Below are 13,711 nucleotides of genomic sequence, written 5' to 3' on the forward strand. Positions count from 1 at the left end.
GCTGTGCCCGCTTTCGTTGCGAGAATGTCTGCCTCATGTCCGCTCAACCGATCTCCAGCATCGCCTTCGTCGGGCTTGGCGCCATGGGCGCGCCGATGGCCGAGAACCTCGTGAAGAAGCAGTTCCGCGTCACCGGTTTCGACATGCGCGAAGCGGCGCGTGATGCGCTGGTCGCGGCCGGCGGGCACGCGGCGGTGAGCGCGAAGGAAGCGGCTGATGGCGCCGAGGCGTTGGTGCTGATGGTGGTCAATGCCGCGCAGGCGCGCTCGGTGCTGTTCGAGGCTGGGGCACTCAGCGTTCTGGCGCCGGGCGCGACCGTCATCCTGATGGCGACCTGTCCGCCGGGCGATGCGGAAGCGATCGCGGCGGAGGTCACGAAGACCGGGCGGCACTTCATCGACGCGCCGGTCTCCGGCGGCGTGAACGGTGCGCGCAATGCGACGCTCACCATCATGGTCGGTGCGCCCCAAGATAGCTTCGCGCGGGCGAAGCCGGTGCTCGATGCGCTCGGCGACAAGGTCTTCCATGTCGGCGAGAAGGCCGGGCAGGGCGCGACGGTGAAGACCGTCAACCAGCTGCTCTGCGGGGTGCATATCGCTGTCGCGGCCGAGGCGCTCTCGCTGGCCGAGAAGGCCGGCATCGACGGGCGCCTGCTGTTCGAGATCATGGGCGGCTCGGCCGCCTCGTCCTGGATGCTCCGGGATCGCGGGCCGCGCATGCATGAGCCCGATCCGGTGGTGGCGAGCGCCGTCGACATCTTCGTCAAGGACCTCGGCATCGTGCTCGATGCCGGGCGTGCCGCGAAGACGGCGCTGCCGCTGGCGGCGGCTGCACACCAGATGTTCCTCTCGGCGTCCGGCCTCGGCCATGGCGGGCGCGACGATTCACAGGTCGTGCGGGCCTATCGGGCGCTCAACGCCAAGCCCGCCAACGATGCGTGACGGGCGTTGGTCCGGTGCCCGACATCCTCAGCCCTCATCCTGAGGAGCCGCGCAGCGGCGTCTCGAAGGATGCTCCAGGAGGCTCCGGAACCATCTGGAGCATCCTTCGAGACGCGCTTCTCCGAAGCGCTCCTCAGGATGAGGGCTCGATGGGCGAGGGCCTAACGCGGCGGGCAGGTCGTTCCCCGGACGATCAGCGCCGGCGTCAGCAGCAGGCGCTGCGTCGGGGCGGTGGGGTCGGCGATGCGGTTCAGCAGGAACTCGGCCGATTTGGCGCCCATCTCGTTCTGGAAGTTGAAGATCGTGGTGAGCGCGGGGAACCACTGCGCCGCTTCCTTCACGTCGTCGCAGCCGACGATCGAGAAGTCGCGGCCGGCCTCCAGTCCGCGATGGTGCAGGCCGAGCATGGCGCCGAAAGCGGCGAGATCGTTCATGCAGGCGGCGGCCGTCGGCGGATCATGCGCGTCGAGCACCTTCTGGATGCCTGTCAGCCCGTTCTCGCGGGTGCCGTAATCGACATGGACCAGCGCCGGGTCGAAAGGCAGTCCATGGCGGGCGAGCGCGTCGCGATAGCCGGCATAGCGGTTGCGGCCGGTCGAGATGCTCTCGTTCGCACAGAGGAAGGCGATGCGGCGATGACCGAGTCCGATCAGGTGCTCCATCGCCAGATTGGTGCCGTGGCGGTCGTCGGAGCCGACGAAGTCAAGGTCGAGCCCCGGGATCTCGCGCGAGAGCTGGACAATGGGGACGCCGGCATCGATCAGGGGGCTGAGGCTCTCCGCCGTACTGCCGCCTGCCGAGCACAGCACCATGCCGTCCGGCCGGTACTCGGCGAGGGTGCTGAGCACGCGCTGCTGCCGGTCGAGGTTCTCGGCATAGGTGCCGAGCAGGATCGAGCGGTCGTTGCGGCCGGCCGTCTCCTCGATCGCGGCCAGCAATTCGGCGAAATAGGGGTTGGTGATGTCGTGGAAGCCGACGCCGATGATGTTGGTGCGGTCGGTGCGCAGGGACGCGGCGCTGCGGTTGTAGCTGTAGCCCATCTCGCGGGCGATCTCACGCACGCGGTTGCGTGTCGCTTCCGCCACGAGCTGCGAGCCGCGCAGCGCGAGCGACACCGTCGCGGTCGAGACCGAGAGACGCTCGGCGATGACCTGCAGGGTGACACGCGCACGGCCGGCGGGTGTCGGGCTTTTGGGCTGGCTAGGCCCCGGCGGGTCGCTGGCGGTCATGACTCGTCCACACTGAGCGCGGGCCTCAAGGCCGGCTTCCGATCCGGCCATTTCGCCGACTTCCGGCTCCATCTCAACCATATCAGCGGGAGAATGAGAAGATGACTGCAACCAAAGAGTCCGTGGGCTTCATCGGCGTCGGCCTGATGGGGCAGGGCATGGCCCGCAATCTCGTGGACAAGGGCTTCCCGCTGACCGTGATGGGACACCGCAACCGCAAGCCAGTCGAGGAGCTGGTTGCCGCCGGTGCCGTCGAGGCGAAGACGGCGAAGGAGCTTGCGGCGCGATCCGGGATCATCTTCCTGTGCGTGACCGGCTCGGCCCAGGTCGAGGCCGTGCTGAAGGGCGAGAACGGCATCATGGCTGGGGCGAAGCCGGGCACCGTGATCGTCGATTGTTCGACCTCGGATCCGACGGTGACGGTGAAGCTTGCGGCGGAACTGGAGGCGAAGGGCCTGCATCTCGCCGATGCGCCTCTCGGCGGCACGCCGGCGCAGGCCGCGCTCGGCCAGCTCTCGGCGATGGTCGGGGCCTCGCCCGAGGTCTTCGCCCGGATCAAGCCCGCCTGCGAGGCCTGGGCGCAGAAGATCGTGCATCTCGGGCCGGTCGGCGACGGCCACAAGATGAAGCTGATCAACAACTTCCTGTCGCTGGGTTATGCAGCGATCTATGCGGAGGCGCTCGCCCTCGGCCAGAAGATCGGCATCACGCCCCAGACCTTCGACAGCGTCATCCGCGGCAGCCGCATGGATTGCGGTTTCTACCAGACCTTCATGACATACGTGCTGGAGCGTGACCGCGACGCCCACAAGTTCACGCTGACCAACGCCTTGAAGGACGTGCGCTATCTGGAGAGCGTGGCCAATGAGGCCGGCGTCGCCAACCCGATCGGCAACGCCGTGAAGAACAGCTATGCCGCCGCCGTTGCCAGCGGCAAGGGCGAGGATTATGTGCCGATGCTCTCGGACTGGATCGCGGGGCTGAACGGCACCTCGCTCGCCGACAAGGGCTGAGCGGCGTCGTTCAGGGCTGGGCCAGCAGTCGGGAGAGGCCTTCCGAGAGCCCGGTGCTGGCGACCGGTGCGGGCAGGGCGAGGTCGCCCTCCCGCGGCTTCGGCTTGGGCTGGTCGAGTTCGGCCAGCAGCATGCGGATGCTGGCCTCGGCCGAGCAGATCACGGGCACGTCGACATGCGGCTGGACGCGGGAGGCGAGACCTGCGAGCCCGGCGCCGCCGAGGATGACAGCGCCCGCGCCGTCACGCTTGGCGACGCGGCGGCAGGCCTCCGCGAGCATGGCGATCGAGCCGTCCGGGTCGCGGGCGATATCGGCGCCGGTGGGCGCGACGGTCTCGACGGCGGCGAGGCGATCGCCCAATCCGATCGAGCCGACGAATTCGTGCAGCATCGGCCCCCAGCGCTCGCCGCCGGTGACGATGGCGAAGCGCTCGGCCTTCTCCGCGGCATAGCGGCTGCTGGCCTCGGCCATGCCGATCACCGGGATCCGGGCCATTTCCTTGAGGGCGAGCAGGCCGGGGTCGCCGAAGCAGGCGAGATAGACGCCATCGCAATCCTGGCCATGCTCGGCGAAGGCCTCGAGCGCTGCATGGGCCGCGATGACCCCGGCGCTGCGGCTGGCGATGTAATGCGCGCCGAAACGGCCCGTGGCTGGCACCAGCTCGGCCTGCGGCGGCAGATAGGGCAGGACCACGCGGGTCACCAGTGCCGTCATCTCCGGCATGGTGTTGGGGTTCAACAGGAGAATGCGCAAGCCAGCCTCACAATCCGTGATCCAGCCGCGAGCCGGCCCCGATCGCCCGATCGGGTAATGGCCAAGCAGTGGCTGTCAGGTGCGAACGATGTCTCATCAGTGTGAAATCAACAGCAGATTTGCCGTTCGGCTCGCAAGCGGGTGAATGGAGAAACAGTGCTTCCATTCCGGCATGGCCGGCCCCGTTCGCACGGCCCGGCCTTCTCGCATTCCACAGCGTCGACAGCAAGGGTGCGATCGGGGGGGGCCGTCAGGCCGTGCGTCGGCGGGTTGCCGGACTCCTCGAATCCGGCTGCGGGCGAACGATATCCTCCGAACGCCCAATCACCCGTTTTGCGCTGTCGACAACTTGGATGCTGCGTGCATATCATGCGGCCGTCTGGAGCCCGGTGCTCGCTCGCAGGCCTATTCGGAGGCGGTGATGACGATGCTGCATTTCAAGAACTTCGCTTTGCTCGAACCCGGTTTCGGTGAGCTCCGACAGGGCTACGAACTCGTCGTCGAGGGCGACACGATCCGTGAGCTCTCCGACAAGCCGTTGAAGCCCGCCAAGGCCGATGTGATCGATTGCGGCGGGCGCACGCTGATGCCCGGCCTGATCGACAGTCATGTCCATGTCTTCCTGTCCGAGGTCTATATCCGGACGATGGAGAGCATGCCGCTGACGCTGATGACGGCGCGCGCTGTCCGGCTGATGAAGGGCATGCTCGATCGCGGCTTCACCAGCGTGCGCGACACCGGCGGCGCCGACTGGGGCATCAAGGAAGCGGTCGAGAAGGGTGATGTCTCTGGTCCCCGCCTGTTCATCGCCGGCGCCGCCATCGGCCCGACCGGCGGCCATAGCGACCCGCGCCGGCGCACCGATTTCGGCGCGCGCTGCCATTGCTGCAACGCCATGGCCTATACGATGAACGTCTCCGATGGTGTCTCCTCGGTGCGCAAGTCGGTGCGCGAGCAGATGCGGCTCGGCGCCGACCATATCAAGATCATGATGTCCGGCGGCGTCGCCAGCCCCTACGATCCCCTGGATTCGATGCAGTTCAGCGTCGATGAGGTGAAGGCCGCGGTCGAGGAGGCGAAGGCCTTCGGCCGCTATGTCTGCGCCCATGCCTATACGCCGGAGGCGATCACGCGGGCGGCGCAATGCGGCGTGCGCGCGATCGAGCACGGCAACCTGATCGACGAAGCCTCGGCCAAGCTGATGGCGGAGAACAACATGTTCCTCACGGCCAATCTCGTCGCCTATTACGCGATGAAGGAGCGCGCGGCCGAGTTCGGCATGACCGGCGACATGCTGGCCAAGAACGACCTCGTCATCGATGGCGGCCTGCGCTCCCTCGAAATCTGCAAGCGTGCCGGCGTGCCGGTCGCCTATGGCTCGGACCTGCTCGGCCAGCTGCAGAGCGAGCAGTCGCGCGAGTTCCTGCTGCGCCGCGAGGTGCTCTCGCCGCTGGAGATCATCCGCTCGGCGACGACGGTCGGTGCCCAGATCCTGCGCATGGAAGGCAAGCTCGGCACGGTGCAGACCGGCGCCTTCGCCGACCTGATTCTTGTCGACGGCGATCCGCTGAAGGACCTCGCGCTGTTCCAGGAGCAGGGCAAGCACCTGGCCGCGATCATGAAGGGCGGCGCCTTCCACAAGAACACGCTGCATTGAGCCCTGCCCAACCGCCGGCCAGCGCATGATGGAAATGCAGGCTTCACTGTTTGTAAGTGGCGTCGCAAACTGCCGCTCCAACGAGGGAATGGTCTTGGCCTCCAGAGCGGACAACATGCGGCAGGGTATGGCCTGCCATCGGGGACAAGCCGGGTGAGCGCCGGTTCGCAGCGATTCGGGCGCTACGCGCTCAATGGTGCAGCCGGGCTCTCGCTCGGCTTTATCCTGCTTCCTTTGATCTTCGTGACCTGGCTCGCCTTCTTCCGGCAGGAGATTCCCTCCTTCCCGCCAGAGGGCTACTCGCTGAAATGGTTCGCCGGGGCGGCGAACAACAAGCCCTTCATCGACGGCTTCATGCTGAGCCTTCAGGTCGCCGTAGCGTCCACGCTGATCGGTCTTCTCCTCGGCGTGCCGGCGAGCCTCGCGCTGGTGCGCCATCGCATTCCGCTGGGCGGCGGCGTCAGCACGCTGCTGCTGTTGCCGCTGGTGATGCCGGGGATCGTGCTGGGCACCGCGACCTATGTCTTCCAGATCGAGGTCGAGATCGCCACGCAGTTGCCGGTGATGGGCTCGCTCGGCGGGCTCATCGCCGCGCATACGCTCGTCGTGATTCCCTGGGTGGTGCGCCTGGTGACGGCGAGCCTCGTCGGCTTCGACCGCTCGATCGAGGAGGCCGCGCAGAATCTGGGCGCAGGCCCGGTCACGACCTTCTGGCGGGTGACTCTGCCGAGCATCCGGCCCGGCATCGTCGCCGCCGCCCTGTTCGGCTTCGTGACCTCGTTCGGCAATCTGGAGATGAGCCTCTTCCTGGTCGGGCCGGGGCGCACGACGCTGCCGATCGCGATCCTCCAGTATCTCGAATGGAAGATCGATCCGACGGTGGCGGCGGCCTCGCTGATCCAGATCGTCCTGATCTGCGTCGCGATGATCGTGACCGATCGCTATGTCAAACTGAGCCGGGTGGTGTGAACGGATGGCGCGGCTTTCGATTTCGCACCTGAAGAAGACTTACGGCGCTCTCACGGTGGTCGATGATGTCGATATCACCATCGCCGATGGTGAGTTCCTGGTGTTGCTCGGCCCCTCCGGCTGCGGCAAGACCACGACCCTGCGCATGATCGCCGGCTTTATCGCGCCGACCTCGGGGGCGATCACCATCGGCGAGCAGGACGTCACCAACCTGCCGCCGTGGAAGCGCCATTGCGGGCTGGTTTTCCAGAGCTATGCGCTGTTCCCGCATATGACGGTTGCGCAGAACGTCGCCTTCGGTCTGGAGATGCACAAGGTGCCGCAAGCCGAGCGCGGCCCGCGTGTCGCCGAGGCGCTCAGGCTCGTGCGGCTCGGCGGCTTCGACGAGCGCTATCCGCGCCAGCTTTCCGGCGGCCAGCAGCAGCGCGTCGCCCTGGCGCGCGCGCTGGCGATGGAGCCGCAAGTGCTGCTGCTCGATGAGCCGCTTTCCAATCTCGATGCCAAGCTGCGCCTGGAGGTGCGGATCGAGATCCGCGAATTGCAGCAAAAGCTCGGCCTGACCACGATCATGGTGACCCATGACCAGGAGGAGGCGCTGACGATGGCGGACCGCCTCGTCGTGATGGAAAAGGGGCAGGTGCGCCAGATCGGTACCCAGCGCGAGCTCTACGAGAAGCCGGCTGACCGCTTCGTCGCCGGCTTCATCGGGCGCAGCGCCTTCGTCGAGGGGCAGGTCACAGGGCAGGGCCGTTTCCGCACCGCCGGCGGGCTCGACATCGCCTGTACTGCGGCTGCCGCGTCCGGGCCGGCAACGCTGGCGCTGCGGCCCGAGCGGATCGCGGTCGGCGGCGAGGCGGAGGGTTTGCCGAACCGCTTTCAGGCGCGGATCGAGCATGCCTCCTATCTCGGCGCGCAACTCGATGTGCAGGTCGCGCTCAACGAGCAGGACCGCATGCTCCTGCAGATCCCGAACAAGGTCGGACTCGCCGAGCCGCATGTCGGCGAGAGCATCACGATAGGCTGGGCCGAAAGCGCCGGGCTCGTCTATCCGCAAGGGGCCTGACGGCCCCCAATCGGCGTCCAGAAACGAGGGGAATACCATGGCTTCATTCGACAGGCGGGATCTTCTGAAAGGCGCTGGCGCGGCCGCGCTCGCCACGGCGACGGGCATGCCGGCCTTCGCCCAATCCGGCGGGCGTGTCGTCGTCGGCACCTGGGGTGGCGACTATGCCCGGCTTTTGACCAAGAATATCGAGGACCCGATCCTCAAGCCCAAGGGCCTCGAGGTGGTGCAGGATCAGGCGGGTGACGCGCCGCGCCGCGCCAAGATGGTCGCGGAAAAGCGCCTGCCGCGCGGCACTGTCGACATCCAGGGCCTGTCGGCCGCCAACATGTTCGAGATGAACGAGGCCGGCGTGCTCGAGCAGATCGACTATTCCAAGCTGCCCAACGCCAAGAACCTGCTGCCGACGATGAAATACCCCTATGGCATGGGGCACATCTATTCCGGCAACGTCGTCATCTACAATCCCAAGATCATCTCGCCGGCGCCGAAGGGCTTCAAGGACTGGCTCGATCCGAAATGGGGCTCGAAGATCGGCTTCATCGACATCCAGTACCAGTCGATCTTCATCGCGGCCTCGATGGCCGCGACCGGCGGCAAGGACATGAACGACATCGAGAAGGCCAAGGAAGTCCTGCTCGCGGTCAAGAAGGCTGGCGCGCGCGTCTATCCGACCAACGAGGCCTTCGCTCAGGCGATGAAGAACGAGGAAGTCGGCATCAGCGCGATCTGGAAGGCGCGCGTCGTGCAGTGGCAGAACGCCGGCATCCCCTGCGAGGCGGTCTCGCCGATCGAGGGCATCCCGACCTATGTCTCGGGCTTCGTGATCCAGAAGAATGCGCCGAACAAGGAAAACGCCTACGCCTATATGGACGCGATGCTGGCCAAGGCGCCGCAGGAGGCCTTCGCCGTCGACATGGGCTATAACGGCACCGTTACCGGCCTCAATGTCGATCCGGCGCTGCATAAGCGCATCGGCTTCACGCCTGAGGAGGAGAAGACCCTCAGGGACCTCGACTACGCCTTCCTCGCCAAGAACGATTCGGCGATGAAGGAATGGTGGGACAAGGTCTTCAAGGGCTGACGATCATGCAAGCCGTCATTCTCGGGCGAAGCGTAGCGCAGACCCGAGAATCTCGTGACGATGAGGGGAGTGTCCTCATGAACCGCGCCAAATCGTCCAGAGATGCTCGGGTCAAGCCCGAGCATGACGAGTTCACGGCATGAGCGCCGCTCCCGAAGCCGTCGCCGGCACCCGCACCAGACTCGCCGGCCTGCTCGTCGTGCCGGCGACGCTCTTCGTCGCGCTCATGCTGATCGGGCCGCTGGCGATCCTGTTCCGCTATTCGCTCAACAAGTTCGTGCCCGGCCAGTTCATGGTCGATGCGCTGGTGATCGAGAACTACGTCAAGTTCTTCACCGACGCCTATTATCTCAACGTGCTCGCCCGCACGGTGCGCGTCGCGGTGATCTGCACGCTGGCCTGCCTGATCATGGGCTTTCCGCTCGCCTATGTACTGGCGCGGACGCAGAGCCGCTTCAAGAACCTGATGGTCATCGCGGTGGTGCTGCCGCTCTTTGTCGGCAATGCGGTGCGTGCGGCCGGCTGGATGACACTCTTCGGCAGCAAGGGCGCGTTCAATGCCTCACTGATGGGCTTGGGGCTGATCGATCAGCCGCTGGAGATCATGTATACCGAGAACGCCGTGCTGATCGGCATCATCGCGGTCAACCTGCCCTTCATGGTGCTGACGCTGCAGAGCGTGATCGAGGGCATCCCGCGCAATGTCGAGGAGGCCGCCTTCAGCCTCGGCGCCGGCCCTGCCGCGATGTTCCGCCGCGTGCTCTGGCCGTTGGCCTTGCCCGGCATCCTCGCCGGCACGATCCTGACCTTCATCCTGGCGATGAACGCCTATGCCACGCCGGTGCTGCTGGGCGGGCCGAAATTCCAGATGATGGGACCGCTGGTCTACGGGCAGTTCGCGCAGCAGAACAACTGGCCCTTCGGCGGCGCGATCTCCTTCATCCTGATGACGGCGACGATCCTGCTCACCATGATTGCCCATCTCACCGTGCAGCGGCGCTATCGCTGAGACGGTAATGCATTTCGTCGAGGCCTGGACCGCGCCGCTTTCCCCTGAGGATCAGCCCGCTTCGAGCAGCAGCGCGTAGATGTCCTCTCCGCCTGCGGCACTACGGATACGGTCGCGGATCTCGGCCGGGCGCAGGTGCCTGGCGATGCAGGCCAGCGCGTCGATGCGGCCTTGCCCGCCATTCACGGGTGTCAGGACCATGCAGACGATATCGACGGGTGCGCCGTCGATCGCCTCATAGGCGATCGGTTTCTCCAATCGCGCCAGCAGGCCGAAGGGCTCGGCGAGACCTTCGACCGGCGCATGCGGCATCGCCAGCCCGCCGCCGACGCCGGTGGAGCCCAAGGCCTCGCGCCGGTTCAATGCATCGAGGATCGCGGCTTCGGGCAGTGCAAGCTGTTCGGCCGCCTTCTTCGCGAGGGCGCGGAAGAGGGCGGGCTTGGTCGCGGCGGAGAGCCTGACGATGGAACGCGGGCGGATGATGTCGGATGGGATCATGCAGATGTCTTTCTGCGCGCCCGGCTGGGAAGGCCGGGTGGCGAGGCTCACTCGGCTTCGCGCAGGCGATAGCCGACGCCGGTCTCGGTGGTGATGTATTGCGGCTGGTCGGGGATGCGCTCGATCTTCTGGCGTAACTGCCGGACATAGACGCGCAGATACTGCACATCGGCCGAGGCGCCCCAGACCTGTTTCATCAGGAACTGGTGGGTCAGCACCTTGCCGGCATGCTGCACGAGGATACGCAGGATGTCGTATTCCTTGGGCGAGAGCTTCACCTCCTGCTCGCCCAGCCTGACGATGCGCTTGACCAGATCGACCGAGAGTTCACCGGTCTGGAAGATCGGCTTCTCGCCCTGCTGCTGCAATTTGTGGCGCAAGGCGACCCGCAGGCGCGCCGCCAATTCCTTCATGCCAAAAGGCTTGGTGACATAGTCGTCGGCGCCGTTCTCGAGGGCCTCGACGATGCCGGCCTCGTCGGTGCGGCTCGACAGGATGACGATCGGCAAGGCGAGCGCTTCGGCGCGCCATTTCTGCAGAAGCTCCTGCCCGGAGATATCCGGCAGGCCGAGATCGAGGATGACGAGATCGGGCAAGTCCTCGGCTATGCGCTCGATCGCCTCGCGTGCCGTCGCGGCCTCGCGGATGGCATAGCCCTCGGTCGAGAGGCCGACGCGCAGCAGGCGGCGGATCGCCGGCTCATCGTCCACGACCAGCACCTTGATGTCCGTTGCCGTCATGTCTGCGGTTCCAATGGCTCGGGCTGGAGTTCGGCCGGCATGCGGATGGTGAAGACCGCGCCGCTGCGGTCCGTCCGGTTGGCCGCGGTGATCGTGCCGCCCATCGCCTCGACGAAGCCGCGGCAGATGGCGAGGCCGAGCCCGGTTCCGGCGCGGACCTGATCGCCCTTGCGGACGCGGTAGAAGCTGTCGAAAACGCGCTCGAGATCGGTGGGCGGCAGGCCTGGCCCCTCGTCGGTCATCGTCACCAGAACCTCGCGGCCCTGCTGCCGGGCGCGGATGACGATGGCGCTGCCGGCGGGCGCGTATTTCGCGGCGTTGTCGAGCAGGTTGAACAGCACCTGCTCGAACAGGACGGGGTCGAGCCTGAGCATCGGCAGGTCGTCCGGCAGAGCGGTCTCGACGTTGTGGCCGGCGGTGATCTTGTTGGCGCGGCGCAACGCGCTGCCAACGACATCGGCGACATCGACCAGCGCCGCGTTCGGCTCCATCGCGCCGGATTCGATCCGGGTCATGTCGAGGAGATTGGCGATGAAGCGGTTGAGCCGTTCGGACTCGTCGATCACGGTCGCGAGCAGGGCGAAGCGATCTTCTTCCGGCAAAGCCTGACGATAGTCGCGCAAGGTGCCGGCCGCGCCCATGATCGAGGCCAGCGGCGTCTTCAGGTCATGCGAGATCGAGGTCAGGAGGGCCGAGCGCAGGCGGTCGGCCTCGGCCGCGAGCTTGGCACGGTCGACATCGGCGACGAGCTGGATGCGCTCGATGGCGACGGCGGCCTGGTCGGCCAGCGCATCGAGCAGGCGCTGCTGTTCCGGTGTCAGCAGCGGGCCGTCTTTGTCGTCGTCGAGGCCGATCACGCCGATCGCGGTGCGGCCGGTGCGCAGGGGCAGGTAGAGCCGCTTGGCGCCGGGCAGCGTGTCGGCGCCGCGACCGGCCGGGCGGTCATGCTCCCAGGCCCAGCGCGCGGCGGCGATATCGGCATCGACCAGGGTGTCGTCGGGCGGATAGCCGGCGCGGACCGTGAGCGTGCCCTCGTCCGGCATCAGGATGACCACGCGCAGGCGCAGCATCGAGGCGATCTGGAAGGCGCTGGCCCAGAGCACGTCGTCGAGCGTGCCGGTGCCGGCGAGCTTCTTCGAGAAGAGATAGAGGTCCTCGGTGGTGCGGACGCGCTGGCGGGCGGCATTGGCCTGGCGCTGGACGCGGGCGGTAAGGTTCGAGGCGATCAGGGCGACGAGCAGGAAGAAGCCGAGCGCGACGACATTTTCGGGATCGGCGATCGTGAGCGTATAGATCGGCGGGATGAAGAAGAAATTCAGCGCGAGCGCACTGAGGATCGAGGCGAACAGGGCCGGCCACAGCCCCGCAGTCACGGCCGAGACGAGCACGGCGGTGAGGAAGACGAGCGCGATATTGCGCAGGTCCATGATTTGGCTGAGCAGTTCCGCCGCGCCGAGCGCTGCCGCGACATAGGCCAGTGCTGCGAGATAGGGCCGGGGCGAGAAGCTGGGCTTGCCGCTGGCCGAGACGCCGGCATCCGCCTCCGGCGGCTGGTCCCGCAAGGCGACGACATGGACGCCGATATCGCCGGCGCGGCTGATCAATTCATGCGAGACGGAAGGCTTCAGCCATTCGCGCCAGCGCGGCTTGGCCGGCTTGCCGACGATGATCTGGGTGACGTTGCCGGCAGCCGCGTGTCGGAGGATTTCGCCCGCCACGTCCTGTCCGGGCAAGGTGATCGCCTCGGCGCCGAGCTGTGTCGCGAGCCTCAGCGCATTGGCGACTCGCGTCTTCGCCGCTTCCGACAGGGCGGCGGCCTGCGGCGTCTCGACATAGAGCGCGCTCCAGGGCGCGCGCAGGCGGTCGGCCTGCCGCTTGGCATGGCGGATCAGGGCGGGCGCCCCGACGCTGTCGTCGATACAGACCAGGATGCGCTCGCCTGCCGCCCAGGGGCCGGAGATCGCATGTTCCTGCATATGGCTGAGGAGCTGGTCGTCGACCCGCTGCGCGGTGCGGCGCAGCGCCAGCTCGCGCAGCGCCGTCAGATTGCCCGGCGAGAAATAATTGGCGACGGCGCGCTTGGCGGTCTTGCCGAGATAGACCTTGCCTTCTTCGAGGCGCTTGATCAGGTCCGCCGGCGTCAGGTCGATGATCTCGATATCGTCGGCGCGGTCGACGATCGAATCCGGCACGGTCTCGCGCACGCGGATGCGGGTGATCTGGGCTACGACGTCGTTCAGGCTCTCGACATGCTGGATGTTGAGCGTGGTGTAGACGTCGATGCCGCGCGACAGCAATTCCTCGACATCGAGATAGCGCTTGGGGTGTCGGCTGCCGGGCGCGTTGCTGTGGGCGAGCTCGTCGACGAGGACGAGAGCTGGGCGGCGCGCCAGGATCGCGTCGAGGTCCATTTCGTCGAGCGCGCGGCCCTTGTAGTCGACGAGCCGGCGCGGGACGATCTCGAAGCCGTCGACCAAGCTTTTCGTCTCGCTGCGGCCATGGGTCTCGACGACGCCGATCACGACATCGACGCCCTCGGCCCGGCGGGCGCGGCCGGAGGTCAGCATCTCATAGGTCTTGCCGACGCCCGGCGCCGCGCCGAGGAAGATCTTCAGGCGCCCGCGCCCCTCGCGCTGGGCACTCGCCAGCAGCGCCTCGGGGGAGGGCCTGCCTCTCGTCTCGCGATGGCTGTCGGCGATGGTCATGTGGGTCCGCAGGGGAAAACGGCGGCGCTTCGCGCGCCGCCGTGGCCTT

General features: G+C 66.8%; 12 protein-coding genes. 7 read left to right on the top strand and 5 right to left on the bottom strand.

What is annotated here, in order from left to right; genetic code table 11:
* Nucleotides 1–35 precede the first annotated feature (35 nt).
* Complete coding sequence (locus tag Q0Q02_RS05875; RefSeq protein WP_293807675.1) at nucleotides 36–941, top strand: NAD(P)-dependent oxidoreductase; 906 nt, start codon at nucleotides 36–38, stop codon at nucleotides 939–941.
* Between the two features lie 161 nt (nucleotides 942–1,102).
* Here the strand turns inward: Q0Q02_RS05875 and Q0Q02_RS05880 are convergent, their stop codons facing one another.
* The gene (locus tag Q0Q02_RS05880) at nucleotides 1,103–2,170 is read right to left on the bottom strand and encodes a LacI family DNA-binding transcriptional regulator (protein ID WP_293807677.1); all 1,068 of its coding nucleotides are present in this window, start codon (nucleotides 2,168–2,170) and stop codon (nucleotides 1,103–1,105) included.
* 101 nt (nucleotides 2,171–2,271) lie between these two features.
* On the opposite strand from Q0Q02_RS05880, the gene Q0Q02_RS05885 reads away from it, so the two are divergent.
* Nucleotides 2,272–3,183, top strand: coding sequence for an NAD(P)-dependent oxidoreductase (locus Q0Q02_RS05885; RefSeq protein ID WP_293807679.1), 912 nt, complete (start codon nucleotides 2,272–2,274; stop codon nucleotides 3,181–3,183).
* A gap of 10 nt (nucleotides 3,184–3,193) precedes the next feature.
* Here the strand turns inward: Q0Q02_RS05885 and Q0Q02_RS05890 are convergent, their stop codons facing one another.
* Nucleotides 3,194–3,937, bottom strand: a complete 744-nt coding sequence (locus Q0Q02_RS05890; RefSeq protein ID WP_293807681.1) for an aspartate/glutamate racemase family protein — start codon at nucleotides 3,935–3,937, stop codon at nucleotides 3,194–3,196.
* Between the two features lie 421 nt (nucleotides 3,938–4,358).
* On the opposite strand from Q0Q02_RS05890, the gene Q0Q02_RS05895 reads away from it, so the two are divergent.
* The 5 genes from Q0Q02_RS05895 (at nucleotide 4,359) to Q0Q02_RS05915 (ending at nucleotide 9,719) form a co-directional block, all read left to right on the top strand.
* The gene (locus tag Q0Q02_RS05895; protein WP_293807683.1) at nucleotides 4,359–5,594 is read left to right on the top strand and encodes an amidohydrolase family protein; all 1,236 of its coding nucleotides are present in this window, start codon (nucleotides 4,359–4,361) and stop codon (nucleotides 5,592–5,594) included.
* 153 nt (nucleotides 5,595–5,747) lie between these two features.
* Nucleotides 5,748–6,563 (top strand): ABC transporter permease, encoded by an 816-nt coding sequence (locus tag Q0Q02_RS05900; RefSeq protein ID WP_293807685.1) that lies wholly within the window; start codon nucleotides 5,748–5,750, stop codon nucleotides 6,561–6,563.
* Between the two features lie 4 nt (nucleotides 6,564–6,567).
* Nucleotides 6,568–7,626: an ABC transporter ATP-binding protein gene (locus Q0Q02_RS05905; protein ID WP_293807687.1), complete on the top strand. Its 1,059-nt coding sequence runs from the start codon at nucleotides 6,568–6,570 to the stop codon at nucleotides 7,624–7,626.
* Between the two features lie 37 nt (nucleotides 7,627–7,663).
* Nucleotides 7,664–8,710: an extracellular solute-binding protein gene (locus Q0Q02_RS05910; protein ID WP_293807689.1), complete on the top strand. Its 1,047-nt coding sequence runs from the start codon at nucleotides 7,664–7,666 to the stop codon at nucleotides 8,708–8,710.
* A gap of 139 nt (nucleotides 8,711–8,849) precedes the next feature.
* Nucleotides 8,850–9,719, top strand: coding sequence for an ABC transporter permease (locus Q0Q02_RS05915; RefSeq protein ID WP_293807691.1), 870 nt, complete (start codon nucleotides 8,850–8,852; stop codon nucleotides 9,717–9,719).
* A gap of 51 nt (nucleotides 9,720–9,770) precedes the next feature.
* Here the strand turns inward: Q0Q02_RS05915 and Q0Q02_RS05920 are convergent, their stop codons facing one another.
* Genes Q0Q02_RS05920 through Q0Q02_RS05930 form a run of 3 tightly spaced genes read right to left on the bottom strand, consistent with a single transcriptional unit; the run spans nucleotide 9,771 to nucleotide 13,662 of the window.
* Nucleotides 9,771–10,217: a PTS sugar transporter subunit IIA gene (locus tag Q0Q02_RS05920; protein WP_293807693.1), complete on the bottom strand. Its 447-nt coding sequence runs from the start codon at nucleotides 10,215–10,217 to the stop codon at nucleotides 9,771–9,773.
* 47 nt (nucleotides 10,218–10,264) lie between these two features.
* Complete coding sequence (locus Q0Q02_RS05925) at nucleotides 10,265–10,957, bottom strand: response regulator transcription factor (RefSeq protein ID WP_293807695.1); 693 nt, start codon at nucleotides 10,955–10,957, stop codon at nucleotides 10,265–10,267.
* The gene (locus Q0Q02_RS05930; RefSeq protein WP_293807697.1) at nucleotides 10,954–13,662 is read right to left on the bottom strand and encodes a sensor histidine kinase KdpD; all 2,709 of its coding nucleotides are present in this window, start codon (nucleotides 13,660–13,662) and stop codon (nucleotides 10,954–10,956) included. The genes Q0Q02_RS05925 and Q0Q02_RS05930 overlap by 4 nt, the downstream gene beginning before the upstream one ends.
* Nucleotides 13,663–13,711 lie beyond the last annotated feature (49 nt).

It is taken from the genome of uncultured Allobosea sp. (assembly GCF_945956895.1).
Classification (GTDB): Bacteria; Pseudomonadota; Alphaproteobacteria; order Rhizobiales; family Beijerinckiaceae; genus Allobosea.